At 63.4% G+C, this 26,537-nt stretch carries 21 protein-coding genes; 5 read left to right on the top strand and 16 right to left on the bottom strand.

What is annotated here, in order from left to right; translation table 11 throughout:
• Window positions 1-115 precede the first annotated feature (115 nt).
• Window positions 116-1,168: an alpha/beta hydrolase gene (locus tag AB7F49_RS20085; protein ID WP_428525560.1), complete on the top strand. Its 1,053-nt coding sequence runs from the start codon at window positions 116-118 to the stop codon at window positions 1,166-1,168.
• A gap of 50 nt (window positions 1,169-1,218) precedes the next feature.
• On the opposite strand, the gene AB7F49_RS20080 is transcribed toward AB7F49_RS20085, so the two are convergent.
• The 4 genes from AB7F49_RS20080 to AB7F49_RS20065 form a co-directional block, all read right to left on the bottom strand.
• The gene (locus tag AB7F49_RS20080; protein WP_428525558.1) at window positions 1,219-1,866 is read right to left on the bottom strand and encodes a TetR family transcriptional regulator; all 648 of its coding nucleotides are present in this window, start codon (window positions 1,864-1,866) and stop codon (window positions 1,219-1,221) included.
• A 156-nt stretch (window positions 1,867-2,022) separates the two neighbouring features.
• Window positions 2,023-3,543 (bottom strand): AMP-binding protein, encoded by a 1,521-nt coding sequence (locus AB7F49_RS20075; protein WP_428525556.1) that lies wholly within the window; start codon window positions 3,541-3,543, stop codon window positions 2,023-2,025.
• Window positions 3,544-3,547: 4 nt separating this feature from the next.
• Entirely contained in the window at window positions 3,548-4,354 is an 807-nt protein-coding gene (locus AB7F49_RS20070) for an enoyl-CoA hydratase/isomerase family protein (protein ID WP_428525555.1), read from the bottom strand.
• Between the two features lie 278 nt (window positions 4,355-4,632).
• Window positions 4,633-7,002: a bifunctional salicylyl-CoA 5-hydroxylase/oxidoreductase gene (locus AB7F49_RS20065; protein WP_428525553.1), complete on the bottom strand. Its 2,370-nt coding sequence runs from the start codon at window positions 7,000-7,002 to the stop codon at window positions 4,633-4,635.
• Between the two features lie 293 nt (window positions 7,003-7,295).
• Between AB7F49_RS20065 and AB7F49_RS20060 the strand changes: the two genes are divergently transcribed.
• A complete protein-coding gene (locus AB7F49_RS20060) occupies window positions 7,296-8,603 on the top strand; it encodes a phenylacetate--CoA ligase family protein (protein WP_428525551.1) in 1,308 nt (435 codons plus the stop codon).
• Window positions 8,604-8,701: 98 nt separating this feature from the next.
• On the opposite strand, the gene AB7F49_RS20055 is transcribed toward AB7F49_RS20060, so the two are convergent.
• The 9 genes from AB7F49_RS20055 to AB7F49_RS20015 form a co-directional block, all read right to left on the bottom strand.
• Window positions 8,702-9,706, bottom strand: a complete 1,005-nt coding sequence (locus AB7F49_RS20055) for a helix-turn-helix domain-containing protein (RefSeq protein ID WP_428525549.1) — start codon at window positions 9,704-9,706, stop codon at window positions 8,702-8,704.
• On the bottom strand, window positions 9,691-11,067 hold the full coding sequence (locus AB7F49_RS20050; RefSeq protein WP_428525547.1) for an amidase: 1,377 nt from the start codon (window positions 11,065-11,067) through the stop codon (window positions 9,691-9,693). Before AB7F49_RS20050 ends, AB7F49_RS20055 begins: the two co-directional genes overlap by 16 nt.
• A gap of 27 nt (window positions 11,068-11,094) precedes the next feature.
• The gene (locus tag AB7F49_RS20045) at window positions 11,095-11,589 is read right to left on the bottom strand and encodes an ABC transporter permease (protein WP_428525578.1); all 495 of its coding nucleotides are present in this window, start codon (window positions 11,587-11,589) and stop codon (window positions 11,095-11,097) included.
• A 119-nt stretch (window positions 11,590-11,708) separates the two neighbouring features.
• Complete coding sequence (locus tag AB7F49_RS20040) at window positions 11,709-12,692, bottom strand: ABC transporter substrate-binding protein (RefSeq protein ID WP_428525545.1); 984 nt, start codon at window positions 12,690-12,692, stop codon at window positions 11,709-11,711.
• A 1-nt stretch (window position 12,693) separates the two neighbouring features.
• On the bottom strand, window positions 12,694-13,923 hold the full coding sequence (locus AB7F49_RS20035; protein ID WP_428525543.1) for an FAD-dependent monooxygenase: 1,230 nt from the start codon (window positions 13,921-13,923) through the stop codon (window positions 12,694-12,696).
• Window positions 13,911-15,050: a ring-opening amidohydrolase gene (locus AB7F49_RS20030; RefSeq protein WP_428525541.1), complete on the bottom strand. Its 1,140-nt coding sequence runs from the start codon at window positions 15,048-15,050 to the stop codon at window positions 13,911-13,913. The genes AB7F49_RS20035 and AB7F49_RS20030 overlap by 13 nt, the downstream gene beginning before the upstream one ends.
• A 60-nt stretch (window positions 15,051-15,110) precedes the next feature.
• Window positions 15,111-16,058: a LysR family transcriptional regulator gene (locus AB7F49_RS20025; RefSeq protein WP_428525539.1), complete on the bottom strand. Its 948-nt coding sequence runs from the start codon at window positions 16,056-16,058 to the stop codon at window positions 15,111-15,113.
• Between the two features lie 81 nt (window positions 16,059-16,139).
• Complete coding sequence (locus tag AB7F49_RS20020; protein WP_428525537.1) at window positions 16,140-17,486, bottom strand: aspartate aminotransferase family protein; 1,347 nt, start codon at window positions 17,484-17,486, stop codon at window positions 16,140-16,142.
• A gap of 5 nt (window positions 17,487-17,491) precedes the next feature.
• Entirely contained in the window at window positions 17,492-18,565 is a 1,074-nt protein-coding gene (locus AB7F49_RS20015; protein ID WP_428525535.1) for a phosphotransferase, read from the bottom strand.
• 210 nt (window positions 18,566-18,775) lie between these two features.
• Between AB7F49_RS20015 and AB7F49_RS20010 the strand changes: the two genes are divergently transcribed.
• Window positions 18,776-19,417, top strand: a complete 642-nt coding sequence (locus tag AB7F49_RS20010) for a response regulator (RefSeq protein ID WP_428525533.1) — start codon at window positions 18,776-18,778, stop codon at window positions 19,415-19,417.
• A gap of 82 nt (window positions 19,418-19,499) precedes the next feature.
• Here the strand turns inward: AB7F49_RS20010 and AB7F49_RS20005 are convergent, their stop codons facing one another.
• The gene (locus tag AB7F49_RS20005) at window positions 19,500-20,282 is read right to left on the bottom strand and encodes an SDR family NAD(P)-dependent oxidoreductase (RefSeq protein WP_428525531.1); all 783 of its coding nucleotides are present in this window, start codon (window positions 20,280-20,282) and stop codon (window positions 19,500-19,502) included.
• A gap of 170 nt (window positions 20,283-20,452) precedes the next feature.
• Here AB7F49_RS20005 and AB7F49_RS20000 point away from each other — a divergent pair, with 170 nt between their 5' ends.
• Window positions 20,453-21,562, top strand: coding sequence for a hypothetical protein (locus AB7F49_RS20000; protein ID WP_428525529.1), 1,110 nt, complete (start codon window positions 20,453-20,455; stop codon window positions 21,560-21,562).
• A 36-nt stretch (window positions 21,563-21,598) separates the two neighbouring features.
• On the opposite strand, the gene AB7F49_RS19995 is transcribed toward AB7F49_RS20000, so the two are convergent.
• Window positions 21,599-23,353 carry a hydantoinase B/oxoprolinase family protein gene (locus AB7F49_RS19995; RefSeq protein WP_428525527.1) on the bottom strand — a complete coding sequence of 585 codons (1,755 nt, stop codon included), beginning with the start codon at window positions 23,351-23,353 and terminating at the stop codon, window positions 21,599-21,601.
• Window positions 23,354-23,356: 3 nt separating this feature from the next.
• A complete protein-coding gene (locus AB7F49_RS19990; protein ID WP_428525525.1) occupies window positions 23,357-25,393 on the bottom strand; it encodes a hydantoinase/oxoprolinase family protein in 2,037 nt (678 codons plus the stop codon).
• A gap of 252 nt (window positions 25,394-25,645) precedes the next feature.
• Between AB7F49_RS19990 and AB7F49_RS19985 the strand changes: the two genes are divergently transcribed.
• Window positions 25,646-26,536 (top strand): ABC transporter permease, encoded by an 891-nt coding sequence (locus AB7F49_RS19985; protein ID WP_428525523.1) that lies wholly within the window; start codon window positions 25,646-25,648, stop codon window positions 26,534-26,536.
• Window position 26,537 lies beyond the last annotated feature (1 nt).

Here is a 26,537-nt window from a genome sequence, read left to right as displayed (position 1 = left end):
GGGGGTGCCCGGTTTGTTTCGATTCGTCCAGCGTTGGCGGGTCCTCAACTGATCAAGTGTTCGTACCCGGTGCGAGCCCGGTTCGGAAAGCCTCGCAGCCGTACCTGAGAGCCAGGTGCCTAGAACCATGGGCCTGAACGTATTGACAGGTGTCGCCGCTGCAATCCTAGCGATTGCGTGCATATTGCCGACCGATCACGGCATCATCGCGACGGCGAAGGCCACCGGTGCCGAAAATCTAGCCATTCCTTTGCCGCGACCGCGTCCGGTCATCCGCGTTCCGCGACCGCGGCTCGGCAGTTTTCCGGGCCAGACCCGATTGATGGAATTCGAATCCGCCCCGTTCCCTTATGACGGCAAGCACCCCGTCACCGGCCAGCCGTTCTTCAACGTCTTCTACGACGGACGTTTCGGCCGGCGGGGCGCCCGCGGCCAAGTCTATTGGGAAAACGACACCTATACCGATCCGCGTGTGCTGCTGCATATTCCGAAGGGCTTCGATATCCGCAAGCCTGCTGTGATCGTCGTGTTCTTCCATGGACACGGCGCCAGAATCGACCGGGACGTGCGCGACCGCCAGCAGGTCGCGGCACAGATCACGCGCTCCGACGCCAATGCAGTCCTCGTGGCACCGCAATTCGCGGTCGATGCCGCAGACTCGTCGCCCGGCGCGTTCTGGGAACCCGGCTTTTTCGATGAATTCCTGAGCGAGGCTTCCGAGCAATTCGCGCTCATGCTTGGCCAGCCGAAGATGGTCCGCACCTTCTTCCGGATGCCGATTGTCTTCGTCAGCTATAGCGGCGGATTCGTGCCGACCGCCTGGGCATTGCGGCTCGGCCACATCAAGGACCGCCTGCGCGGCATCGTGCTGATGGACTCGCTTTACGGAGAGCTAGAGCATTTCGAGAAATGGATTTTGTCCAATCGTCGCGGCTTTTTCATCAGCGGCTATCTGGGCTCGACCCGCGCGCGCAATCTGGAACTGAAAAAGGACCTCACGGACAAGGGAATTCCAATCAGCGGATCGCTGGAAGGCGAAATAAAGCCCGGCAGTGTGGTCTTCATCGCCGGACATGCGGAGGATTCGCATCGCGACTATGTCACCCAGGCCTGGACCGCCGACCCGATCGCCGACATCCTGAACCGGCTGCCGGCATTTCATCAGTAGAACGCTGGAGCGAAAGGAATAGCGGCGCGAAGACAACAGGGCGGCCCCGGCTAAACGCCGGGCTTTGCTGCTGCCTTGCCGCTCTCGGCGCCCTTGATGAATATGTCCGCAAGGTCCTTCGCGATGAGCTGGATCGCCTCGTCGGAGCGAACGTGCCACCAGACCGCGACGGAATTGCACAGCGCCAGCAGCGCGAGCGTCGCACGGACCGGATTGAGATCGGCGCGCAATGCGCCGGCGCGAATGCCTTGACGGATGATCGATTCGACATTGCTTTCGTAGGTTCTGATTTGCTGGCCGATCCGGTGGCGAGCCTGGTCGCCCAGATCTTTCCGGTTCTCCTGAAAAACCTTGAAGAAGTTGGGCCTCAGCTCCAGCGTGATCAGATGCATGAAGATCAGTTTTCTGAGTTTGGTCGTCACCGGCTGCCGACTCTTGCGGATCGCCTGCGAGAACCGCACGTAGCCGTCGATTGCGATCTCGCAGATCTGCTCAAGCGCCTGCTCCTTCGATTTGAGATAATAATACAGGCTCGCCTGATGGATACCGAGCTCCTCGGCAATATGCGTTGTCGTCGCGGCTTGATAGCCCTTGGCCGAAAACAGCTTCGCCGCCGCGTTCAGGACCTCGAGATAGCGTGCGCGATATTTCTTCTCGGGTGCACGGCCGCGAACCGCTTCACCGTTGATGAGCTGCAATATCTCTTCGCCGGTTTTCGCCGAAAGCCGCCTTCGGTTCGTCCCCGCCGGCTTCCGCTTTCGTCCCGGTGTCTGTATCCCTGAGCGGACTGCCATCGCCGAAATCGAAATGTCCTGTGTCGTGCCCTCCCTGCGGAGGGCAACGCCGAAATCGCATTAGCGTTGCTGCAGCATCTCGAGAAGGGCCTTGCGCATGATCTTGTTGGTGGCGTTGCGCGGGATCGCCTGCAGAAAATGATATTGGCGGGGGCGCTTGAAATCCGCGAGCTTGCTGCCCCGCAGATACGCCTCCAGGTCGTCGATTCCGGTCGTGTTCCTGACCACGACGCAGGCGGTGACCATCTGTCCCCATCTGTCATTCGGCACGCCAATGACCGCGCAATCCGCCACCTCCGGATGCGCCAGAAGCACCTCTTCGACCTCGTTCGGATGGATGTTTTCGCCACCCGATATGATCGTCTCGTCGACCCGGCCGCGGATTTCGATCTGTCCGTCCGGCCTGACCAATGCCGCATCGCTGGTGCGGTACCATCCGCCGTTCAGCTTATCCATCGTTACGTCGGGCCGGCCGAGATATTCCGTGAAGATCGCGTCGCTCCGCGCAGACACGATCAGTTCCCCCTCTTCGCCGGGTGCAACCCTGTCATCGACGGAGCCGCCCACCCGGATTACCCGGACTTCAGAATAGAAACCCGGAACGAACGTGGTGCCGGTCGTCGGATGGACCATGAAGAGCGAATTCATCGCCTCGGTCGTTCCGTAGATGTTGACCAGCCGCCCGGAGATCAGTTCCCGGACCCTTGCCAGCACCCGGTCAGGCATCAGCGAGCCCGCGAACACCACGATCTCCAGCGACGACAGGTCGGCCCTGGTCGCGCCCGCGCTGATCAGGGCATCGAGGTGGGTGGGCGTGACGAAGATGCTGGTCAGCTTTTCCTGCCTGATCGTGCCAATGACGTTTGGCGGGACGAAATCCCGCATCAGGTACAATGTGCCATTGAGTGCCAGCGACTTCAGAAAAACCGCGAAGAAGCCGATGACGTGATAAAGCGGCATCAATCCGCACACGCGGTTATGCGGTCCGCAGGTGTGGCCGCATTGCGTGCACATGAACAGCATGCGCGATTCGGCGGCGCGTTGCGGGATGACGGCGCCCTTGGGCAAACCGGTGGTGCCGGAGGTGTAGAAAATGAATGCCGAGTCTTCGGGCTGGGCGTTCTGTGCCGATGCCGGAGCCGTGGCTTTGACGAGGTCCGAAAAGGAGATGTCGCCGTCGCGCGCGTCTGCGGTTCGGACGATGATAAAATCGCCGCCGAATTGCTCTCGCAATGCATCCTGCAACGCGCGATCGCCCTCAATCACGGCGGCAGCGATCTCGCCTTGTCCGATGAGGGCCGCGATTTCCGAGGGTTTCAGTCGCGGGTTCATCAGCGCCGGCACAAGTCCCGCCCTGTGAAGCGCCAGAATCACGACGCCCGCATCGATGGAATTGGCGAGCACGACGGCCACCCGCTGCCCGGGACGCAGTCCGAGAGACAGAAAGCCGGCCGCCGCTCCTTCGACCCGCCGGATCAGATCGTCGAAACGGATCGACTTCCCGGACGCCACCTCCACGATGGCAATCTGCGCCGGCGTGCGCTGTGCCGCCCGGCGCACCAGTTCAAACGCCGTCTGCATGGGATCACTCCGGGAAGTCTACCTGCGGTTTGTCCGCCTTGTTGCCCTGCAGAAAGCTCAGCAAGGCCGGGCGGAAATGCGGATGCTGCACGGATGAAAGAACATTCTGTATTTCGTATTCGGTGCATTCCTCGATCGGTTGCGTCCAGCCTGCATGGAAGCGATTCTTCGCCATGACCTGCAGATGCGTGGGCGCCTGCGCCAGCGACTTCGCAATATCGAAAGCCTTGTCCTTCAACGACGCCGCCGGATAGACTCGGTTGACCACGCCCCAGTCGCGCGCTTCCTCGGCGTACAATGTGCGGTTGGTCAGCATCAGCTCCATCGCCCGCCGCATCCCCACAATTCTCGCAAGACTGTAGCTGGTCGCCGTATCGTTCGCGATGCCGATCGTATGCCAGGCGCACACGAAACGCGCGTCATCGGCGCAAACGGCCATGTCGCTTGCCAGGGTGATGCCGAAGCCACCCCCTGCCGCCACGCCGTTCACGGCGGCCAGTACCGGAAGCCTCACGCGGACGATCTTGTGCAAAAGCTGGTGCCACCACAGCGCGGCCACCCGGAAATGCTCCCGAACTCCCACTTCCTCGCTATCGAGCGGAATTTCCTTCAGGTGAAAGCCCGAACAGAATGCCTTGTCGCCAGCGCCCGTAATCATCACGGCGCCGACTTCGGGATCTTCCTCGGCGTTGTTCAGCGCGTCGAGCATTTCGCGCATTGCGGTCAGGCTCATGGCGTTGCGCGTCTTCGGCAAATTGAGCGTCAGGACCGCGACCTTGTCGACGATCTCGCAGGTGATGTCCTTGTACATCGCGAACCCCTTCTTGAAAGCGCGGCATCGGGCGGAAAACGTGCTACCAGAAATTCCATAGGTCAATAGAAAATTACATAAATCCATGGAATGAAGGCAACGCGGCGGACGAACGAGGGCCGCTTCGCCTCGCTGCGCAGCGAAGCGGCCCTGCCGGTCAAGCCGCCTTGCGGATGCGGCAAATCAGGCGATCACCAGCCTCTGGATACCTTGTGGAGCTTGGGATTTGACTTTCGCTACGCGGGCCGGCGGTCCGCGTGGCTAGCGAATGTCTTCAACTAGCTGTCGGCGGATTTCGAAGCGAGAAAGGCAGTCCGCCGCTGCGTGATCGGCGCACGCGCCTGCTCGCGCAACTGCGAGAGTTCCGCATTGTCGCGCTCGGCCAGACGGAAGGCCTGATCCTTCCCGGAAAGATAGGGTGCGGGCCATGCCTGCCCGTCCCACCCGTAGTCGGCGGATGCCGCCAGCGTGAAATTCGGATTGGTCAGATGCGGACGGGCCAGCGCCACAAGGTCGGCGCGGCCGGCGGCGACGATGGTGTTCACCTGATCCGCGGTGGTGATGTTGCCGACCGCGATGGTCGGCATGCCGACCTCGCTGCGGATCGCGTCCGAGAACGGCGTCTGGAACATGCGGCCGTAGACCGGTCGCGCCTCGCTGGTCGTTTGCCCTGCAGACACATCGATGATGTCCAGCCCATGCGCCTTGAGCATCTTCGCGATCTCGATCGCATCATCGATATCGAGCCCGCGGCCCGGCACCCAGTCGGTCGCGGAGATGCGCACCGACATCGGCTTGTCTGCGGGCCAGGCCGCGCGCACCGCGTCGAACACTTCGAGCGGATAGCGCATGCGGTTCTCGAGGCTGCCGCCATATTCGTCACCGCGCTGGTTGGTCAGCGGCGAGATGAAGCTCGACAGCAGATAGCCGTGCGCCATGTGCAGTTCGAGCATGTCGAAGCCGGCGATGTGTGCGTTGCGCGCGGCATCGACGAAGGATTGCCGAACCGCGTTCATGCCGGCACGATCGATCTCGGTCGGCAGGTGGCCGTCCGCGCGATATCTCACCGGCGAGGCCGACACCACCGGCCAGTTGCCGTCGATCAGCGGCTGGTCCATTCCCTCCCAGCCGAGCCGGGTCGAGCCCTTGCGGCCGGCATGTCCGATCTGCAGGGCGAATTTCGCCTGGCTGTTGGCATGCACGAAGTTGCAGATGCGAGTCCAGGCCTTCACCTGCTCCGGCGAATAGATGCCGGGACAGCCCGGCGTGATGCGCGCATCCTCGCTCACCGATGTCATCTCGGCAAACACCAGACCGGCGCCGCCCTGGGCGAGCTTGCCGAGATGCACGAGATGGAAATCGCCGGGGATATTGCCGGGTTCCGCCGAATACATGTTCATCGGCGACACCACCACGCGGTTCTGCACCGTGATTGCGCCGATGCGGAACGGGGTGAACATCGGCGGCGGCGGATTGTTGGCCGGCACGTCGAAGCCGAGGTCGCGTTCGACCTTGCCGGCCCACCAGCGGTCGACCTCGGCACCGAAGGCGGGATCGCGCCGCTTCAGATTGTCATAGGTGATCTGCTTGGAGCGCGACAGGAGCGAGAACGCGAGTTGCATCGGCTCGAGCTTCCAGAAGCGCCGCGGCGTCTCGAACCAGACCAGACTCACGTCCGCCGCGTGCTGGGTCTTCTCGACCTCTTCACGGCGGGTGGTCTCGTAATGCTTCAATGCCTCCGGCACGCTCCCTTTCACCGAAAACGAATGGGCGAGCGCGATCGAATCCTCCATCGCGAGCTTGGTGCCGGACCCGATCGAGTAATGCGCGGTGTGCAGCGCGTCCCCGATCAGGACGATGTTGTCCTTGTACCACCGCTCGTTCTTGATCATCGGAAAGTTGCGCCAGATCGAGCGATTGGTCAGCACCGGATGCCCGTCGAGCAGATCGGCGAAGGTGCGTTCCAGGTAAGCGGCCGTTTGCGCTTCATCCGCCTTGTCGAGGCCGGCGCGCAGCCACGTCTCCTCGTCGCATTCCGGCACCAGCGTGCTCATGCCGGGCTTGTATTGATAGGCCCCGAGAATCCAGATGCCGTGCTCGTTCTCGCGAAAGTCGAACGTGAAGGCGGGAAACGATCTGCTGGTGCCGCACCAGGAGAACTTGTTCTTGCGCCAGTCCAGGCTCGGCTTGAAGTGATCGGCATGACGAGCGCGAATGCCGCTGTTGATGCCGTCGGCCGCGACGATGAGATCGCTGTCCGGGAGCGCGTCGACATTCACCTCGGTCTCGAAGTTTAGCTCGACCGCAAGATCACGCGCGCGATCCTGCAGCAGCATCAGCAGAGTCTTGCGCTCCAGCCCGCAGAAGCCGTGGCCGTCGGAGCGGATGGTGCGGCCGCGGACATGGATGTCGATCTCGCCCCAATAGACGAAGTGGCGGGCGATCGCCGCGAAAGTCTCAGGATCCGCATTCTGGATGTTGTCCAGCGTCTCGTCGGAGAACACCACGCCGAAGCCGAAAGTGTCGTCCGGCCGGTTGCGCTCATAGACCGTGATGGCGTGGCGCGGATCGGCCTTCTTCATCAGGATCGCGAAATAGAGTCCGCCCGGTCCGCCGCCGACCACGGAAATCTTGAGCGGTTGGGTCATGCTTTTCTCCCCTCCCCCCGCGAGCGAAGCGAGTGGTGGGGAGGGTGGGGGGCATATCAACAAACCGCCCCCACCCCGATCTCCTTCGCTTCGCTCAGTCGATCGACCCTCCCCACCGCTTCGCGGGGGGAGGGAAAAGAAAACTCAAACATCTTCCTCGTCCGCTGTCATGGCCCGCAAGCGCCGGCGGCGCCAATCCCTGCATTCGCGGGCTAGGATGTGCAGAAGCGGGATAGCGCCCGGCCGGGAACCGGTTGAAACTGGTACGCTGGGCCATTCATCCGGGGAACCCCATGCCAGCGCCGCTTCCGTTGCCATTGCCCAAGTCCCGCGCCGAGATTGCGGCGATCCAGAGCGAGCGCAAGCGCGTCGCGTTTGCCCGCGCGCGCACCCTGCCCTGGTATCACGGCAAGCTCGATCACATCGACCCGAACCGGCTCGACGATCCGGCGGTGTGGCAGACCATCCCGATCCTCGACAAGGACATCCTGCGCAGTTTCGATCACGAGAGCTTCATGGCTCAATTCTGCGCGGTGCCGCACACCGAGATCGCGGAATTCTGGCGCTCCGGCGGCTCGACCGGCAAGCCGGTCTTCTATCCGCGCACCGCCGACGACGTCACCTACGGGCTCCTGACCTGGGGTCGGTCGTTTCCCTGTATCGGGATCGGCAAGGGCGATCTCGTGCACATGTCGTTTCCGATCGGCATTCATCCGGCGGGACAGGTCTGGGCCCGCGCCGCCCACTGGTTCGATGTCGGGATGAACTGGGTCGGCGCCGGCAATGCGGTGCCCTCGGAGGCGCAACTGGGCCTGATCGAGTCGCTGAAACCGACCGTATTCATCGGCATGTCGAGCTTCGCGCTGCATCTCGCCAATCTTGCCGAGGCCAAAGGCATCGACCTCGCCGGATCGACCGTCAAGAAGGTTGTCTGTTCGGCCGAGACGCTGTCACAGGCCAAGCGCGAGAAGATTGCCCGCATGTGGGGCGCCAAGGTCTACGACGTGTTCGGCATGAGCGAGGCCGGCCTGATGGGCGCCGAGAATGACGTGCATGACGGCATCCATATCTGGACCGACATGTTCTTCATCGAGGTGGTGGACGCAGAGACCGGCATCCCGGTGCCTGAAGGCGAGGTCGGCACGCTGTGCGTCACCCCGCTCTGGACCAATCACGCGACGCCGTTCCTGCGCTGGAATTCCGGTGACGTGGTCCGTGCCATCGATCGCTCGGAAGGAACCGGCCCATGGGCCGAACTGTTTCCGATGATCCGCCATGCCAACCGCACCACCGGCTTCTTCAAGCTGCGCGGCGTCAACATGAATCACGCGGATTTCGAGGACACGATGTTCTCCGAACCGCAGGTCAACGACTTCCAGGCGGTGCTGGTGACCGAGGAGGCCACGGGACGCGAGTCGATGCGGCTTCTGATCGAGGTGAAGCGCGGTTCCGACAGCGCGGCGGTGCGCGATCTGGTGGGCGCACTGATCAAGCGCACGTTCGAAGTCACGCCGGATGTGGAGGTGCTGCCGCTAGGCACGCTGGCAGCGGAATTCGAGCGCAGCATCAAGGCGCCGCGGTTCGTCGACAAGCGGGTTTAAGGACAGCGCGTCATCTCTCCGCCGCTCGTCCCCGCGAAGGCGGGGACCCAGAGCCTTTCGCTGGATGCCCGCCTTCGCGGGCATGAGCGGAGAAGAAATTACTTCCGATAAAAATATCGCCCCAGCACCGCGCCCGGCCGCTCCCCGAACCGCGCCGCAAAGTCGCGCGCGAATTTGCTCATGTGGCTGAAGCCGCAGGCCAGTGCGATCTGCGTCACCGAGCACTCTGCCGGATCGGCGCGCTTCAACATGTCGAACGCCAGTTCGAGCCGCAGCGTCTTCACATAGGCCATCGGCGCCAGTCCGCGGAAGCGCCGGAAGCCGCTGAACAGCGATCGCGCACCGACATCGGACGCCGCCACAAGATCCTCGATCGAGATCGGATCGCGCAGATGCGCGCGGATATAATCCTCGGCGCGGTGGACATAATACGGCGCGCAGGGTTCGGCGGCACGATCGTAGCGTTCGCGGAAGCGATGTGGGAAAGACGCCAGCATCAGCGCCATCATGGTGGCGTCCAGATGCGAGCTGACGCGCGGATGCGACAGACCGTGCCGCGAATCGGCAGCATCCTCACGCACTGCTTTCGCCATCTCGATCATGGTGCGCGGCCCGGCCTCGACAGGCACGATGTCGAAATCGAAATCAAGCCGGCCCGCCACATCGACGCCGATCTCGCGTGAAGCGAAGCGCTCGAAGCGATCACGGTCCACCTTGACGATCAGCTGCCGGCATTCGCTGTTCCAGGTCTTGGCCAGAGGCTCGGATGGATGCACGACGTAGCTCTTGCCGCCATCGACCACCCGGGTTCGTCCGCGATGGCGGATTTCGCAGGCGCCGCCGAGGATGAACTGGAACAGGTAGAAGCCGCCCATTTCCGGTGCCATCATCGTCACCGCAGCGCCGTATTGCAGCCAGTGCAGCGATACGCGGCCGGCTTTCACCGCCTCGTGCCGCATCCGGAGCGCCGCTTCCTCGCGCGGCATGACGAGATCGTGCGAGCGGAATACCTCGCTCATATAGCGACGCGCGGCCGTCACGCTCGCGGTCTCGAAGGCGAGGGTCGCGGCGCGGACACCGGCGCGGTTCAGATCGGTGGACATGCGGCGATCCTACCGCGATCCATGGCGCGCGCCAACGCAAGCAGGCCCGCGTCCCGGCCCTGCGCGGCGACAAGCTGAAATCCGATCGGCAATCCTTTCGAAGACTGCCGCGCCGGCAGGCTGATCGCAGGAAGGCCGAGCGCATTGGCAAACGGCGTGAACACGGCATGGCCGCGCGGACCGACGGGGCGTCCGTCAATCGCCTCCGGAAAAATCTGCATGGCCGGCCACGGCATGGCCGCGGCTGTGGGCGTCAGCAGGACATCGGCGCGCTGGAACAAGGTGTCGAAGTCGCGGCCCACTGCCTTCATGGCATCGAGCGCCGCAAGATAATCGGCTGCGGAATAGCGCCGTCCGTTTCGCGCCATCTCGGCGAGTGAAGGGCCAATCATGTCATCGCGGTCGCCGTGCTGCGCCATCAGCCAGGCGACGCCCGACTGGCTGAGCACCGGCCAGATTTCCGCGATCGGAGCGGCAAGACCGAAATCGCCGGCCGTCTCGACGCTATGACCTTGTCGCGCCAGCTCTGCCGCGACGTCCGCCACCGCAGCCGCAATGTCGCGATCCACCGGCGCACCAGAAAATGTTGGAACATACAGGATGCGCGCGCGCGCAACGTCCGCCGACGGCCTCCGCCAGTCCGGCCCGCCGATCACATCCATGGCCAGCAGGACATCGTCGACGTTGCGCGCAATCGGGCCGATGACTTCCAGATCGTGCAGAATCGCCGGGAAGCCGTGCCGGCGCGGCACCATCCCGCGCGACGGCTTGAAGCCGACCAGCCCGGTATGCGCCGCCGGCCTGCGGATCGAGCCGCCGCCATCGGTTCCCATTGCGATCGGTCCCATGCCGGTTGCGACCGCAGCCACCGCGCCGCCGCTCGATCCGCCGGGAGTCAGCGCGAGGTCGTATGGATTGCGGGTCGGACCGAATAGCGGGTTGTCGGTGTAGCCCTGCGAGGTGAATTCCGGGACATTGGTCTTGCCCAGGATGACCGCGCCGCCGGCGCGCAGCCTGTCGATCGGCGGCTCGTCGGCTTCCGGGACAAAATCCGCATAGAGGCGGCTGCCCCAGGTCGCGCGCAAGCCGCGCACCCAGATGCTGTCTTTCACGGTGACCGGAATGCCGTCGAGCGGACCGAGCGGCGCACCATCGCGCCAGCGCTGGGTGCTCGCATGCGCCTGCGCAACGGCGCCCTCGCGGTCGAGCGTGACCATGGCGTTGACGGCAGGATTGACGGTGTCGATGCGAGCGAGAATAGCGGCGAGCGCCGCATCGGGTGTCGTGCTACCGGCGCGATAAGACTCCGCCAGTTCCCCGGCGGACAGCGTCCAAATCTCGGCAGGCGGCGAGGCGCGCATCGGAGGCTCGGTTTTACTTTTACGAGCTTATTTGCCGCCCCAATGCACGAAGCTGCGTTCCACCACAAGGAAAAACAGGTTCAGCGCATAGCCGAGCGCGCCGGCGGCGAAGATCGCGGCATACATGCGCGGCATGTCGAACAGTTGCTGGGCTTCGAACACGCTGTGGCCGAGCCCGTCCTGGGAGCCGATGAACATTTCCGCCACCACGATGATGACCAGCGCGAGCGAGACGCCATTGCGCAAGCCGACGAAGGTCTGCGGAAGCGATTCCAGCAGCGTCACATCGAACAGCACGCGCACCGGCGAGGCGCCCATCACCTTCGCGGCGAGCAATCGCGTCTTGCGCGCATTCATCACGCCATAGGCGACGTTGAACAGGATCACGAGAATGGCGCCGAAGGCCGCGACCGAAATCTTGGTCTCGTCGCCGACGCCGAACAGCACCAGAAACAGCGGGAACATCGCCGAAGCCGGGGTCGAGCGGAAGAAGTCGATCACGAATTCCAGCGAACGATACAGCCGCTCCGACGAGCCGAGGAAGCGGGGACCCAGCGCCGGTGAATCCAGCGCATATGGCTCTGGGCTCCCGCTTGCGCGGGAGCGAACGGAGCAAAGATTGTCGCAGAACGATCATTGGATCAGAAGGACTTGACGATGAACTTCGTCACATCGACCTTCTCGGGGACAACGCCAATCTCGGTCCCGAAGTCTGCGAACTTCTGCAGATAGCCGAGTTGCGCCGGCGAGAAGTCCTTCACCATCCGGTAGCCGAGCATTGGAACGCTATCCACAAGGTTATCCGGCGTCATGGTGTTCTTGGCGAGATACTTGCGCGCCTCCTGCGGATTCTTCTGGATGAAGTCGACGGCCTTTGCCCAGGCGTCGGCAAAGCGCTTCGCAACATCGGGCCGCTTGGTCATGAACTCCGTGGTGAAGGCGCAGCCTGCGGCATAGGCGTCGGCTTTCTCGTCGCCAAGCACGTATTTGGAGATCACACCGGCCTCGATCGTCTTGGCGACGCCCATCTTCTCCATGATGGTCGCACCAGGCTCGAGCGTATAGCCGCCGTCGAATGTGCCGGCCTTCATGGCATTGACATGCTGGCCCATGTCGAGCTGGTCGATCGTGTAATCGCCGTCCTTCAGGCCGTTCTTGGCGAGGATGCCTTTTGCGGTGTTGAGATTGGCCGGTCCGGGCGCCGACATCAGCTTCAGTCCCTTCAGGTCCTTGATCGACTTGACCTTGTCGACCAGCCCGGTCCGCACCACGAACTGTTCCATCTTGTAGACGGGCGTCTGGCTGTGCATGGCGATATACATCGCGACGCCCGGCTTCTTGGTGTTGGCATTCAGCCCTTCCAGCGTCACCAGCACCGCCGAGACGTCGATCTGGTTGGTCATCAGCGCCGCCACGTTCGGCGGCCCGCCCATGAGACGAATGGTCTCGGGCTCGATGTTGTTCTCCTTGAAGTAGCCCTTCTCGATCGCAACGAAATACGGCAGCGACGAGGAAATCGGGAACACGCCGACCTTGACCTTGTCCTGTGCGGCGGCGGCCGACATCGATGCGGCCAGCGCGACCGCGCCCGCTGCGACCAATGAAAGAAAACGTTTATGCGTCATGTCAGGCAACTCCCTTGAGTGGGTGAGTGGTCGTTTCCGGCTCCGGCCCAGGACCGCCGCGATACACGCGGCTCAGCCTGGCCAGAAATTCTGGCCTGGTTTTATGCAAGGATCCTGCCACCGGATCGGCGCCCTCCATCATCGTGTCGGAGGCGGCGAGTGAGAAATCCATGACGAAGCGGACGCGCTCCGTGCGCGCGAGCGCGATGGCGGTCAGCCAGTCGCGCGGCGACCGGCTGCCTGCGGCGAAAGCGGTGACGATGTGATCGGCAGCGATACAGGCATCTTCGATCGCCTGGTTCGCACCCTGCCCGAGCGTCGGGACCATGCCATGCGCGGCATCGCCGAGATACAGCACATTGCAGCTCGGATCGGAATAGAGCACGTCATGCTCCTGCATCCGCGCCCAGTGGTTGCTGGCGGCCTCCCGGCAGATGGTTTCGATCAGCCACGCCGCCTGCTCGCCCGGCTTGCCATGCTTCGGCGTGAACATCGCACGCAGGGCCGGCGCTTCCTTCATCGCGTCGGCAATCGGCTGTTCCGGCGCAATCGGAAAGGCGCCCGCAATATAGATTTGCGATGGCGGCACGCGGAAGGCGAGCAGCCGGTTCGGCCCGTTGAACCATTGCTCGTAGTCGTCGATCAGTCCGCCGCTGTCGTCAGGCACCAGCACGCGGGAAATCGCAATGCCGACATGGCTGATCGCGGGCTCGCCCGAAATGGCGCGGCGCAGGTCCGAATAGCGGCCGTCGGTTGCGATCAGGAGATCGATGCGGTCAAGGCGCTTGCTCTCGCCTTCCTGCGTCCATTCGATCTCGCTTTGCGCCGGATTGGACGCGCTGCGCGCAACGCGCGTGATCGTGCACTGATAGGCGACCACCGGCCCGGCCGATTCGCGCAGCACGCGATAGAGTTCCGACCATCGGATGCGCCGTCCCGGGTTGTCTGCGACCTGCGACAGCGGCAGATGGAACAGGACCGTCCCGTCAGTCAGTGACGTGCGCCAGCTCTCCCATTTGAAACTGGTCGCGTCCATCTGCGCGAGCAGATCCGGGTCGTGCCATTGCAGTGCGCGCACCGAGTTGGGGCCGATATTGAGCCCCGTTCCGGAATCGGACTGGTCATCGGCCGACACCCGTTCGAGGCAGATCACCTCTGCACCCGGCAGCCTCGACAGGCTGCGCGCCATGATGCAGCCGGCGACGCCGGCGCCGACGATCACGATACGCATGTCGCGGCTCCGCTGCGCGACGATGCGCGTTCGGCAATTGCAGCAATCAGCCCGCCGCCATCCGGACCCTGATGCTCGGCACCGCCCGACACGAAAATCCGGGTGTCGCCGAATACGCCGGCCACCAGTCCACCGACCGCGCCGCGGATATGCCGTTGCGCGTTGATGTCGGTGTCATCGAGCATGGTATGACGCTGGCCGCGAATGTGGCCGCGGCGGTCCGGTTCGCATTTGACGAACACCGCCTGCACGCGCGCGCGGTCCTTCGGCGCGACCTGAGGCGCTGCGGTAATGCCGAGATCGGCGAGCACCTGCACCGCCGCGCCGATATCGAGCGCGTCGCTCATCGGCCGGTGCGCGATCCGCAGGTCGCCGGACCAAAGCGGCGAGTTGCCCAGAACGATCACTTCGTTGGCTTCGACCTCGATACCGGACGAAATGCTGGCGCGGCCGGAATGCACCGAGAAATTCTGCAGGAGCGCTTTGTCCGTCACATCCGCCTCGCCGATCTCGCCGAGCGCGAGCGCGACACCGAAGGCGCCGGCCGCGCGCGCCAGCGCCATAGACCGGTTCGGATCGGCACTCGCGACCGTTTTGCCTGCGGCGCGCGTGGCTTCGGCGCGGGCCGAGGTGACGCAGGGGCATTTGACCTGAACGAAATGGACATTTGCGGGTTCAGCGATACGAGCTTCCGCCATCGCCCGGCGCACCGAATCCGCCACCGACTCGACATGGGCAGCGCGGCCGATGTCTTCCGCCGGCACCGACCGGCTCATGGCCGTGCCGATCGCGAACGCTGCGGCCGGCGCCGGCTTTTGGAGCGGCGCGCCGCTTCGGCACAGCACGACATAATGCGGGGTCAGAACGCCCTCGGTGCCGCCGGACAGGATGCAGGGGATGCGCCGGATCAGGGAATCCGACGGCTCGTCGAGATGCCGGCTGAGCAGCGCCATCAGGCTCTGGGTGAAATAGCCGCGGGTGAAATCGTTGACCCCGCCATTGCCTTCGGTCTTGCCGATCACCGCCACGATATCGTCGGCGCGCAGCGTCTCCTGCGCGATCAGCCCCTCGAGCTCGGAGAGGTCGCCGGGATGCTGCATCGGCAGGCGGAAGACGTTGGCGCGCATGCGGCAACCTTGCTGCAGCGCACCGAAAGCGCATAGAACTATGTTTATCTCAGAGTGAGATCATTTTGATCTCACTCGCCTGGCGGGCTGGGTGGAACTTCGGCCTTCGGACAAGCGCGCGAGCGCCAGTTTCAGGGTCTCGACGAAGCTTGCGGCCGGGATCGGCAGGATGCGGCCGGCACGCGAAGCGAGCACCAGGCGACCCTTTGCCAAGTCCGGATCGTTCAGCGGGATCGAGACCAGGTCCCCGTCCCTTGCCTCGCGCAGCGTGCCGATCTGGTACTGGAAACAGATCGCCTCGGTGTCCCGCGCGAACACCTTCTGCGGCTGCACCGCGCTGGCCTCCATCGCGACCCTGAGCGTCAGCCGCGATTTTGTCAGCAGCGCATCGATCAGTCTGCGGCTGCCGAAGGTCTCGACCCCGAGGGCCACCGGATAGGGCTGGCATTCCGCCAGCCGGAGCGACGGGCGTTTCGCAAGCGGATGGTCCGGCCGCATCATCGCGCAGAGCGGCTGCTTGATGGTCTCGATCACATTGAGCTGGTCGGAGCTTGGCGGATCATGCGCCAGCAGGAGATCGTTCTCGTCCGCCATCAGCGACGCCATCAGCGGCGCGGTCGATCCGACCAGAAGCTGGAATTGTACGCCGGGATAGCGCTCCTGATAGCGCGCGATGGTTTCCGGTATCAGGTCGTTGGCGGCGGATTCCGCACACGCGATCCGCACGGTGCCGCGGACGAGCCCGCGCAATTGCTCGATCTGCGAAGAGGCAGAGGCGAGATCGGACAGGCTCCGCCGGATGGTCGCGATCAGCACCTCGCCGGCCGCTGTCAGGCGAACGCCCCGCGGCAGCCGCTCGAACAGCGGCGTGCCCAGTTCCTTCTCGACATTCAGGATGCTGCGGTTGAGTGCGGTCGATGCAATACGCAGCCGGTCGGCAGCCTTGCGGATCGAGCCGGCGCGCGCGACGGTGTCGAGAATGAGATAAAGGCGGGGTGGCTGCAGCATTCCGGGGAAGCTTAGAGCAAATTCCGAACGCCCGCGATGGCGTGCCTCGCTCGCCACGGCCGACGCGGAGGCTCTGGCGCATTATCCCCGCGGCGCGAATTCCGACAGTACAGCATCCGCCGTCGCCAGAAACAGGTCGGCATTCGCGCGGGAGAAGACCAGCGGCGGACGGATCTTCAGCACATTGCCGTAGGGACCAGTGGCACTCAGCAGAATGAAACGCTCGCGCATCGCATTCACGAAATTCGTTGCGGCCTCCGTCGCAGGGTCGCCGCGATGCGGATCGATCAACTCGACCCCGACGAACAGGCCGGCGCCACGAATATCGTGAATCACGGCATGGCGCCGCGCCAGTTCGCGCAACCCCTCCTGCAGGTAATTCCCGACGTCGCGGGCATTCTCCATGAGTCCTTCGCTCTCGATGACATCGAGCACCGCAAGCCCGGCCGCACAGGAAACGGGGTTGCCTCCGAAGGTGTTGAAATAGCGGGCGCTCGCGCCGAATTCGGCGACCACCGCAGGTTTGACGAACAGCGCGGACAGGGGATGTCCGTTCCCCATCGGCTTGCCGGCGGTAACGACGTCGGGAACGATGCCGTGACGCTGGAAGCCCCACATCATCTCGCCCGTGCGTCCGAGCCCCGGCTGCACTTCGTCGGCAATGAACAGGCCGCCGGCGCTTTGCATGGCTTCGACCGCCGGCGCCAGAAAACCCTTCGGGTCGGGGAAGACGCCATCACTGGAAAAGATCGTGTCGACGATCAAGGCCGCGGGCTTGATGCCGCTTGCCTGCAGTTCCGCGATCGCCGCTTCGACATTCCGGCCAAAATCGGTACCCACCGCCTGCATCCGGTTCCGGTCAGGTGCCGGGACCGTGCGCACATGAGGTCCGGGCGCGATCCGGCGGCCAAGAGACGGCGACAGTTGAGCGACCGCGTCGGTCACGCCGTGATAGGCCAACTCGGTGACGACAAATCCGGTCCCGCCGGTGAAGGTCTTGGCAATGCGCATTGCGAGGTCGTTCGCTTCGCTGCCGGTACATGCAAACATGACGTGCGACAGCGCAGAGGGCAGCGTCGCGAGCAGCCGCTCCGCATAGTCAAGAATCGTATGATGCAGGTAGCGTGTATGCGTGTTGAGGGTGCGTGCCTGATCGGCGATCGCCTGGGCGACGCGCGGATGACAATGGCCGACGCAGGCGACGTTGTTGTACGCGTCGAGATAGGCATTGCCCTTGTCGTCGTAAAGCCAGGCGCCCTCGCCGCGAACCAGATGAATGGGATGCCGGTAGAACAACCGATAGGCTGGCCCCAGCGAGCGCTCGCGGCGCGCGATCATCTCCCGCTCGGCCGGGCCGATCTGGCTGGCAAGACCGGCATTATAGGCGTTCACCATCGCGCCGGATGCAAAAGGCCTGTGGGACGACATCGTGGTTACGCCTCCTCGCTCGCCCGATGCAGAATATCCCGCGCCTGCGCCGGTGAGAATTCTGCCAGGGCGCGCAGGCCGATCCGCGCGTAGGACGAATTCCGCAGGATATAGTCGCGGTTCTGCGGATAGAGTTCCGCGCGCCAGGCGGTGATTGCGACGGTCATCGCGACACGCGCACCGATGAGGATCGGCAATATCTCAAGTTCGTCCTGTCGAAGCGGGCTGCGGGAATGATAGCTTCGAACCACCTCACCCGCCATGCGCACGGGATTGCCTTCGGCGGTGAGGTGATAGGAGGCTGCGATCGCGACATCGTTGATGCGTGGCGCAACAAGCGCATCGCCAAAATCGAGTATTCCGCTGATGCGGTCGTGATCGGCGGAATCGACCAGAATATTATGGGGATTGAAATCGCAATGAATAAGCTGATGCGGCAACCCATCCAGAACGCCCGCGGCATCCCGAGCGAAATGCTCCAGGGCTTCCAGCGCAAGTTCCCGCGTTTCGGCGTCTGACACATGAACCAGGCGATCCCGAACGCTCGCCGCCTCGCTGAGATTCCACATCAGGGTCCGCTTTGCAGCCTTGTGAGTGAATCCTTTCAATACGAGATCGAGTTCGGCAAGCGAACGGCCGAGACGGCCGCGCAGTTGCCGCGATGGCGTCGCCTTGTGAAGCGGAATCCCCGGCAGGCAGGTGACGAGACGTATGGTCCGCACACTTCCGTCGGCCAGCAGCGCCCGGGCGTGATACGCTCCGCTCTTCGCTGGAACAATGCGCTGAACGGGCAGGGATGGTTCCGCGCCGGCGATGTGCAGAAGGATTTGGGTCTGCAGGTCGGTGACGTCGGGCTCTTCCGCCGGATGCGCGATCTTCAGAATATACTCGCGGCCATTCGACGCGCGAATATGAAAATTCTGGTCGCGCTCGCTGCCCAGGGTCACCACGGAACCGGAAACTCCGAAATGCTCGCGCGCGAGATCGGACGCCTCCCGCAACGGAGTGGCTTGTGCCGCGGCGACAAATACCGTTTCAGACGCGGCAAGGGACGGCGGATTTATCGCGATGGGACGCACCCGGTTCTTCGCTCGGTTCCGGAGCTGAGGGAACGCCACGGAAGCTCAGAGCAATATTGGCCGGGCCGGCCCCTTTCCATCTATCTTTCGGTCATCGCCGGATGTCGGAAGAGGCCTGGAATGCGGCGTGAAAGTCCCTGCTTTTGACTTGGGCTCGTCTCCGCTCTAGCCTTCCTCTATGCAGTCAGTCTGAAGAGTGTTGCAATCGCAATGAGAATTCTTCTTGCGGATGATCATGATCTGCTGCGGGACGTGCTGAAGGCGTATCTCGAAGCGCTCGATCTCGGCATATCGGTGCAGGACGTGCGCTCGCTCGATGACGCCGTCGCGCTGGTCAAGTCGTCGGCCCCGTTCGATCTGATCCTGCTGGATGTCGATATGCCCGGCATGCGTGGAGTTTCCGGGCTCGTGCGCATGCGCGAGGAAGCCTCGCAAATACCGGTCGCGATTCTGTCCGGCCTGAATGACCCGAACATCGTTGTCGACGCGTTGCGCGCCGGAGCGGCGGGCTTCATTCCGAAATCGATAGGGGCGCGGGCGATGGTGAGCGTGATCCAGCTCATTCTCGCCGGTGAGCGCTACATCCCTTCGCTCCTTGTCGATCAGGTCAATTCCGGCCTCGCGATCCCGCAGGATGAAGAGTCGGCCAAGGCGCAGAAGGTCAGCCTGACCGACGAGGAAGAAACCGTGCTCAGGCTGTTGCGTGAAGGCGCCTCCAACAAGGAAATCGCGCGCGAACTGAATGTCGAGGAATATACCGTCAAGTATTATATGCGCGGCCTGTTCAAGAAGCTCGGCGCCAAGAACCGCACGCATGCGGTGACAATCGGTGTCGACCACGACGGATCGTAGGCCGCGCCCGTATCTTGCGGCGACGCGCTTCCCGAGACGTGTTTTCTGGCGCGAACCGGTACCCGCTTCGCTCGTAGCCGCGCTAGAGTCTCCACCCGCCGTCGATATCGATGTCCTGACCGGTGATGTTCTTGCCGGCGGCGCTGGCAAGAAACACCGCGACCTCCGCGACGTCTTCCTCGCTGGTAATGCGGTCGATCGCCTGCGCTGAGGAATATTCGCGGCGGATGGTCTCCTCTTCCACGCCTCTGGTCCGGGCGCGCTCGCGGCACAGCCGCTGCATGCGCTCTCCGTCCACGATGCCCGGATTGATGCAATTAACGGTGACGTTGTGCGGACCCACTTCCTGGGCGACGCAGCGCGTCAGGCCGCGTATCGCCCATTTGCTGGCGGCATAGCCGACACGGTTCGGATATGCGGCGGTTCCGGAGTTGCTGCCGATATTGATGATCCGCCCGTATTTCTGACGAATCATGACAGGTACGACATATTTCGTGGGCAGGAATGTTCCTGCCACGTTGACGCGCATCACCTCATCGAACGCAGCCGCGTCGACATCCTGGACGGGAGTTTCGATCGGGCCGGCAATGCCCGCGACATTGACGAGAATGTCGATCCGGCCACCGAACCGCTCGACTGCGCCTTGCACCGCAGCCTTCACCTCGGCATCGTTGCTGACATCCGCCTCGGCAATCAGCACCTGGCGGCCCGACTTTCCGATCTCGGCTGCAACGCGGCTCATGGCCTGCGCATCGCGCGCGATCAGGGCGATATTTGCGCCCGCGCGGGCAAGCGCAAAACTGATCGCGCGGCCGATTCCCTTGGCGCCCCCCGTGACGATTGCGTTCTGATTTGACAGATCCATGAGCCGAAATCCTAGCGCCACGGGCCGACGGCGCTGAGTGTCCATTCGAACAGACGGTCTGGCCATTTGAATGGGCGCACGTTCAGGCGAGTATTTGCCGCCACAAACCTTGAACCGGCCTCGCCGACGGAAAAAGATGCGCGGAATCGGTCAGCAAGACGGGACACAGGATGACGAACTGCGACGTTTTCTTTACCGGAACGGGCTCCCTGGCAGAGGCCTGCCTGTTTGCGCTCGCGACTACTCCCGTCGGACGCCCGCTGCAGATCGCGATCGGCGGCCGCGACGGCGATCGCTGCCGCTGGCTGTCTCTGGTCGCGAATTCGCGTGCTACCGCCCTGTCGGTCGAGAACTACACCAGGCCCATCGTGCTCGACTGGTCGACGCCTGAAAGTCTCGCGCGGACCATCGCCGAGTTGAAGCCGAAAGTCATCGTGCAAACGGCCTCGATGCAGTCGCCATGGGCACTCGCAAACCGCAACGACTGGAGCGCGCTGGTTCAGGAGGGCGGCTATGGACTCGGCACGCCGTTCCACACCATCCTGACCGCGCGTCTGGTTCGCGCCGTGGACATTGCCGGCACGGACACGGTGATCATCAACGGAGCCTATCCCGACGTCGCGAATTCGGTAATCAAGGCCGCCGGCCTCAGGTCGCCGCTCGGCTTCGGCAATGTCGACATCATTGCCGTCGCGGCAGCCGCCCTGCTGGGATCGCGCAAGCCGGGCACGGTTCGCTTGCTGGCGCAGTGGGAGCCCCACGTCGCCGACTTCCGGCAGCCGGTCGCCAAACGCCGCAACATCAATCCCCGCGCCTGGATCGACGGCCGGGAAATCGACGACTTCATGATGCGATTCAAGGAAATCAAGTTTCCGCTCGGCTCGGACGATTCCCTGAACCAGCTGACCGGCACCACGGTCGTGCCGATGGCCGCGGCCTTCGTGACGGGGGGCGAATATATCGGGCATGGCGCAGGCCCGTTCGGGCTGCCGGGCGGCTATCCGATCAAGGTCCGCAACGGAGAGGTCTCCCTCAATCTGCCCGAGGGGGTCACGGAGGAGGAGGCGGTCGCTTTCAACAAGACGTTCGAGGAAATGGAAGGCCTCCATGTCGACATGGAGGCGCGGCGCCTGCAACATGTCGGCAAGGCCCGCGACGCGCTGCGCGCCGCCAAGAGCGGACTTGCGGAAGGCTATTCGATCGAAAGCCTCGAGGCGCTCGAAGCGGCGCGGGCGGAGCTTGAAGCGCTGCGCGGCAACCTGATCAAGCTGGCAAGCTGAGACGACCGGACCACCTCGACCGAGCGGGCACGGGCGCTATTGGCGCATGCGCGCCCGCAATTCTCCGGTTCGTTCGGTGTCGGGCGATCCGTCCGGTGTCTGCAGCACCACGCCATATTGCTCGGCTGCATCCTCCACCGAGTAATAGCCGAGGAAGACATCGCGCGCGACTGCGTCGGGCGACCGCTCGAGCGGATCGCCATAGCCGCCGCCTCCCGGCGTCCAGACTTCGACGGCATCGCCGGCGGTCATCACGATGCCCTGGTCCTTGCTCAGATGCTTGGGATGATACTCGCTGCCATCCTCGTAGGCGACCACCACACGGTTGACCGCGCCGTCCCGACCGTTCAGGGCGCCCTGAGGACCGGTGCGGCCGTGATCCATGATGAACGAGAGCTTGGCCTCGCCGTCGAGCAGACGCACCCGATAGTTCACGCCGAGGCCGCCACGCCGCCGTCCGGCGCCGGCCGAGCGTTCGCGCAGGCGGTAATGCTCGACGATGATCGGATAATACTGCTCCAGCACCTCCACCGGGGTGGTCGCGGCATTTCCGGTGGTGGAGCAGCCGTTGCTCATGCCGTCGCACAGGACGCTTCCGCCATAACCGCCGCCGCTGAGGTTGTACATCACGTAGCGGCGGTCGCGCTGGGGATCGAAGCCGCCCAGTGACAGGTTTCCGACGGTTCCCGCCGGCGCAGCCCAGCACAGATCCGGGACCGCCTTCACCAGTGCCGAAAATACCGCTTCGCAGATTCTCTGGCTGACCTCCGCCGCGCAGCCGGAGACCGGGCTCGGATATTTCGCATAGAGGAACGTGCCCTCCGGATCCTTGATATGGATCGGCTCGAAGGTTCCCTCGTTGATCGGAAGTTCCGGAAACAGGTGCTTGACGGCAAGGTAGATCGCCGACTTCGTGGTGGCCAGCACGCTGTTCATCGGGCCGGCACAAGGCGGGCTTGACTGCGACAGATCGAAATAAAGCTCGGTGCCTTCCTTGCGAAGATCGATATGGATCTTCAGCGGCTCGTCCTTAACGCCATCCGAATCGACATAGGCGATGCCCTCGTACCGTCCGTCCGGGATCATGGCGATGCGCGCGCGCATCAGCTGCGCCGCGCGCTTTCGGAATTCGTCGATGCAGCCGGAAACAACATCCACGCCGTAGCGCTCGATGATCTCGGTGAACCGCCGCTCTCCGACCGTGAGCGCGCCGATCTGTGCCTTGATGTCGCCGATCCGTTCCTCCGAAACGCGCACGTTGGACAGCACGATCGACAGAATCTCGTTGTCGATCTCGTCGCGCTTGAAAATCTTGACCGGTGGCAGCCGCAGACCTTCCTGCTCGATTTCGGTGGCGTTGGAGGAGAAGCCGGACGGCACCATGCCGCCGCAATCCGGCCAATGCCCGGTATTGCTGAACCAGGCGAATATCTTGCCGTCGTGGAAATAGGGGCGCAGGAATTTGACGTCCATGACATGGGTGCCGCCCATGTAAGGATCGTTGAACATGAAGACGTCGCCCTGTTCGACAGGGATGTTGTGCTTGCGGATGTATTCGAGCGCGGCCTGGGTCGAAAACCGCATGCAGCCGACGAAAATCGGCATGCCCCATTCGCCCTGCGCGATTAGCTCGCCGGTGTCGGGGTGGTAGATGCCGTCGGAGCGGTCCATCGTCTCGGAAATCGTCGGACTGAATGCGGCGCGCTGAAACGCGACATCCATCTCGTTGCAGACCTGTTGAAGGCTGCTCTGAATCACTGAAAGCGTCACGTCGTCGAGCTTGGTCTGCATCAGTTACACCGTCAGAATGTGATTGCCGTTGGCATCGACCCGGGCGCGGGTGCCGGGCTCGTTCACCGTTGTGGTGTCGAGCTGGATCACGATGGCGGGGCCGGCAAAGTCTGCATCGGCTGGAAGCTTTTCGCGCTGGTAGATCGGGACATCCTGCCATCCGCCTTCGGCGAACCAGACCGGGCGCGTGGCGACCTGGCTGTCCTTGAGTGATTTTCCGCTTTGGCGTTTCAGCAGATTGTCCAGCGAGACACCCGGACGGCGGCCGAAAACGGTGGTGTGGATGTCGACCAGCACCGGGCGCATTTCCGGCAGCCGCACGGCGAACCGGTTCCAGTAGGCCTGATCGAACATCTGCCGAAGACCCTCCAGCGTCAGATCGGAGCGTTCGAGCTTCACGCGCAGCACATGGGTCTGACCCTCGAATTTCATATGCGCGTGGTGGGTGAACCAGACCTCGTTGACGTCGACCTGCTCGTGCCGGACCGTTTCATGCGCCGCGTCCATCTGCCGCCGCAGCAGGCCCCGAACCTCTTCGATATCGAGGACGGCGAGGCGCTTGTTGACGATATCGATATAGTCGTGGCGCACATCGCTGACGATGCAGCCAAGAGCGTTGATCAGTCCGGGCCGCAGCGGAACGAAGACGCGGGGAATTCCGAGTTCCCGGGCGACCGCCACGGCATGGAGCGGCCCTGCCCCTCCAAAAGCGAACAGCGAATAGTCGCGCGGATCAAGCCCGCGGGCGAGTGTGACCATGCGAATGGCGCCGGCCATCTTGTTGTTGCCGATGCGGATCACCGCAGCGGCGGCCGCGACCGGATCGAGTTTCAATCGGTTGCCGATCTGCTCGCTCATATGCGCGGCGACTGCGTCGGGTGCAACACGTGTCTCGACCGAGAGGAGTGCGTCCGGATCGAGCCGGCCGAGCAGAAGATTTGCGTCGGTCAGAGTGATACGTGTTCCGCCGCGCCCGTAGCAGATCGGTCCCGGTACCGCGCCCGCCGATTCCGGGCCGACCTGCAGCATTCCGCCCGCATCTACATAGGCGATGCTGCCGCCACCAGCTCCGATGGTGTGCACGTCGACCATGGGTACGTGAATCGGCAGACCGAATTCCAGTTGCTTCTCGGTGGTGATTTCGGGAACGCCGCCCTGCACGATGCCGATGTCGCAGCTGGTGCCGCCCATGTCGTAGGTGACGAGATGATCGACTCCACTCGCCTTGGCGCAGAACGCCGCAGCCGAAACACCGGAAGCCGGACCCGACATCACGGTTTGCACGGCATTGTCCGCCGCCATGGATGAGGCAACAAGGCCGCCGTTGCCCTGCATGACCAGCAATTCCCGCCGATAGCCCTTTTCGGAAAGTTCGCCGTTCAGCCGCGACAGATAGCGCGCAATGACCGGCTGCACCGAACCATGCACGGTGGCCGTCACCACCCGTTCGAATTCGCGGAACTCGGTGATGATGTCACTTCCGGCGGTCACATAGGGCGATGGCCACATCTCGCGGGCGACCTGCGCCGCCAGTTTCTCATGCGCGGGGTTGGCGTAGCTGTGCAGGAAATGGATGATGAGCGATTCGACGCCGAGCGACAGCAGCTGCCGCACCGCCTCGCGCACTTCGCCGGTATCGAGCGGCGTCACCACGGCCCCGCGCGCGTCCATCCGCTCGGTGACCTCAAAGCGCAGGTTGCGCGGAATCAGCGGCGTGAACTCCGCCATGAGGCCGTAGGCGGTCGGACGGGTGCGCCGCCCAAGTTCGAGCGTATCGCGAAACCCGCGTGTGGTGATCAGGCCGCATCTGGCGATCTTGCGTTCAAGCAGGGCGTTGGTTGTGACCGTGGTTCCGTGCACGATGGCGGTCACGTCATGCAGAGGGCTGCCGGTGGCTTCGATCGCCGCGATCACGCCGAACGCCTGGTTCTGAGGTGTCGAGGGAACCTTGGCTACGGAGACCTGGCCCTTGTCGTCGTCGACCAAAATAAGGTCGGTAAAAGTCCCACCAACGTCGACGCCGATCACCTTAGATGTCATTTTGACCCGCTCACAAATTTCCGCAGCCGCGGGACGAATGCCTCTCTGGTCCGAATTCATGGCTGGTACAGATCAGATGCGTCCCGGCCGGCTGCCGGTTCGATAGTCACTATGCCGCCGGGTTGCCCAGAGGCGAATAATCATCCGGCCAGTCGCGATTTTCCGATGATCAACGATATTGAACCGTCCCGGCACGCATGCGAGTCTCGGCCGGGCAAGGACCGTGAGCATTGATCGGTCAGGGAAATGCCGGTGCCGACTGCACGATTGAATAATGGCGGGCCGGGGCTCGCAAGTCTCAATCCGACGGAGCAGCGCGAGCGCCGTCAGATGCTGCTGCTGACCGTGCCGGCGCTCGTGGTCGTCCTCGTGCTTCTGGGCATCCCGCTGGCGATGCTGTTCGGGCTTTCGGTCTACGAAAAGGGCAGCTTCACGGCGCAGCATTATCTTCGGATGCTGGAGGATCCATCCTATTCGCGCAGCCTGTGGTTGACGATCCAGATCAGCGGCACGGTTACCCTGCTCGCCGTGATCATCGGCTATCCGGTGGCCTATCTGCTGAGCCAGCTCCCGGCGCGATGGGCGATCATCGGGATGACATTCGTTCTGATCCCGTTCTGGACCAGCCTGCTGGTGCGGACCTATGCCTGGCTGGTGCTGCTGCAAAGGCGCGGCGTGATCAACAAGACGCTCGTCAACCTCGGCATCATCCAGGAGCCGCTTTATCTGGTTCACAATGTCACCGGAACCATCATCGGCATGCTCCATATCATGTTGCCGTTCCTGATCCTGCCGCTATACGCCAATATGTGCCGGATTGATCTAACGCTGGTCCGCGCCGCTTCGAGCCTCGGCGCCACGCCGCGCTATGCCTTCTGGGCGGTCTATTTTCCGCTCTCGTTGCCCGGCCTGATGGCCGGAGCCCTGCTGGTCTTCGTCCTCAGCCTCAGCTTCTACATCACCCCTGCAATCCTCGGCGGCGGACGCACGATCATGATCTCCATGCTGATGGAGCGAAACGTCAATCTGTTCTTCGAATGGGGCGCAGCCAGCTCCGTCGCGGTCGTCTGCCTGCTGGTCGTGCTCGGCATTTTCTGGATGCTCAGCCGGTGGCTTTCGGTCGAACGGGTCATGGGCGGCTAGC

It is taken from the genome of Pseudorhodoplanes sp. (assembly GCF_050250235.1).
In the GTDB taxonomy this organism is placed as follows: Bacteria; Pseudomonadota; Alphaproteobacteria; order Rhizobiales; family Xanthobacteraceae; genus Pseudorhodoplanes.
This window is presented reverse-complemented; position numbering and strand designations above follow the sequence as displayed.

What these genes read in the sequence shown, in the direction of transcription:
- AB7F49_RS20070 (WP_428525555.1), bottom strand. Translation starts at nt 4,354, where the DNA reads ATGTACAAGGACATCACCTGCGAGATCGTCGACAAGGTCGCGGTCCTG.
- AB7F49_RS20065 (WP_428525553.1), bottom strand. Translation starts at nt 7,002, where the DNA reads ATGACCCAACCGCTCAAGATTTCCGTGGTCGGCGGCGGACCGGGCGGA.
- AB7F49_RS20075 (WP_428525556.1), bottom strand. Translation starts at nt 3,543, where the DNA reads ATGCAGACGGCGTTTGAACTGGTGCGCCGGGCGGCACAGCGCACGCCG.
- AB7F49_RS20060 (WP_428525551.1), top strand. Translation starts at nt 7,296, where the DNA reads ATGCCAGCGCCGCTTCCGTTGCCATTGCCCAAGTCCCGCGCCGAGATT.
- AB7F49_RS20040 (WP_428525545.1), bottom strand. Translation starts at nt 12,692, where the DNA reads ATGACGCATAAACGTTTTCTTTCATTGGTCGCAGCGGGCGCGGTCGCG.
- AB7F49_RS20050 (WP_428525547.1), bottom strand. Translation starts at nt 11,067, where the DNA reads ATGCGCGCCTCGCCGCCTGCCGAGATTTGGACGCTGTCCGCCGGGGAA.
- AB7F49_RS19990 (WP_428525525.1), bottom strand. Translation starts at nt 25,393, where the DNA reads ATGACATCTAAGGTGATCGGCGTCGACGTTGGTGGGACTTTTACCGAC.
- AB7F49_RS19995 (WP_428525527.1), bottom strand. Translation starts at nt 23,353, where the DNA reads ATGCAGACCAAGCTCGACGACGTGACGCTTTCAGTGATTCAGAGCAGC.
- AB7F49_RS20005 (WP_428525531.1), bottom strand. Translation starts at nt 20,282, where the DNA reads ATGGATCTGTCAAATCAGAACGCAATCGTCACGGGGGGCGCCAAGGGA.
- AB7F49_RS20025 (WP_428525539.1), bottom strand. Translation starts at nt 16,058, where the DNA reads ATGCTGCAGCCACCCCGCCTTTATCTCATTCTCGACACCGTCGCGCGC.
- AB7F49_RS20035 (WP_428525543.1), bottom strand. Translation starts at nt 13,923, where the DNA reads ATGCGTATCGTGATCGTCGGCGCCGGCGTCGCCGGCTGCATCATGGCG.
- AB7F49_RS20000 (WP_428525529.1), top strand. Translation starts at nt 20,453, where the DNA reads ATGACGAACTGCGACGTTTTCTTTACCGGAACGGGCTCCCTGGCAGAG.
- AB7F49_RS20020 (WP_428525537.1), bottom strand. Translation starts at nt 17,486, where the DNA reads ATGTCGTCCCACAGGCCTTTTGCATCCGGCGCGATGGTGAACGCCTAT.
- AB7F49_RS20055 (WP_428525549.1), bottom strand. Translation starts at nt 9,706, where the DNA reads ATGTCCACCGATCTGAACCGCGCCGGTGTCCGCGCCGCGACCCTCGCC.
- AB7F49_RS20010 (WP_428525533.1), top strand. Translation starts at nt 18,776, where the DNA reads ATGAGAATTCTTCTTGCGGATGATCATGATCTGCTGCGGGACGTGCTG.
- AB7F49_RS20030 (WP_428525541.1), bottom strand. Translation starts at nt 15,050, where the DNA reads ATGCGCGCCAACGTCTTCCGCCTGCCGATGCAGCATCCCGGCGACCTC.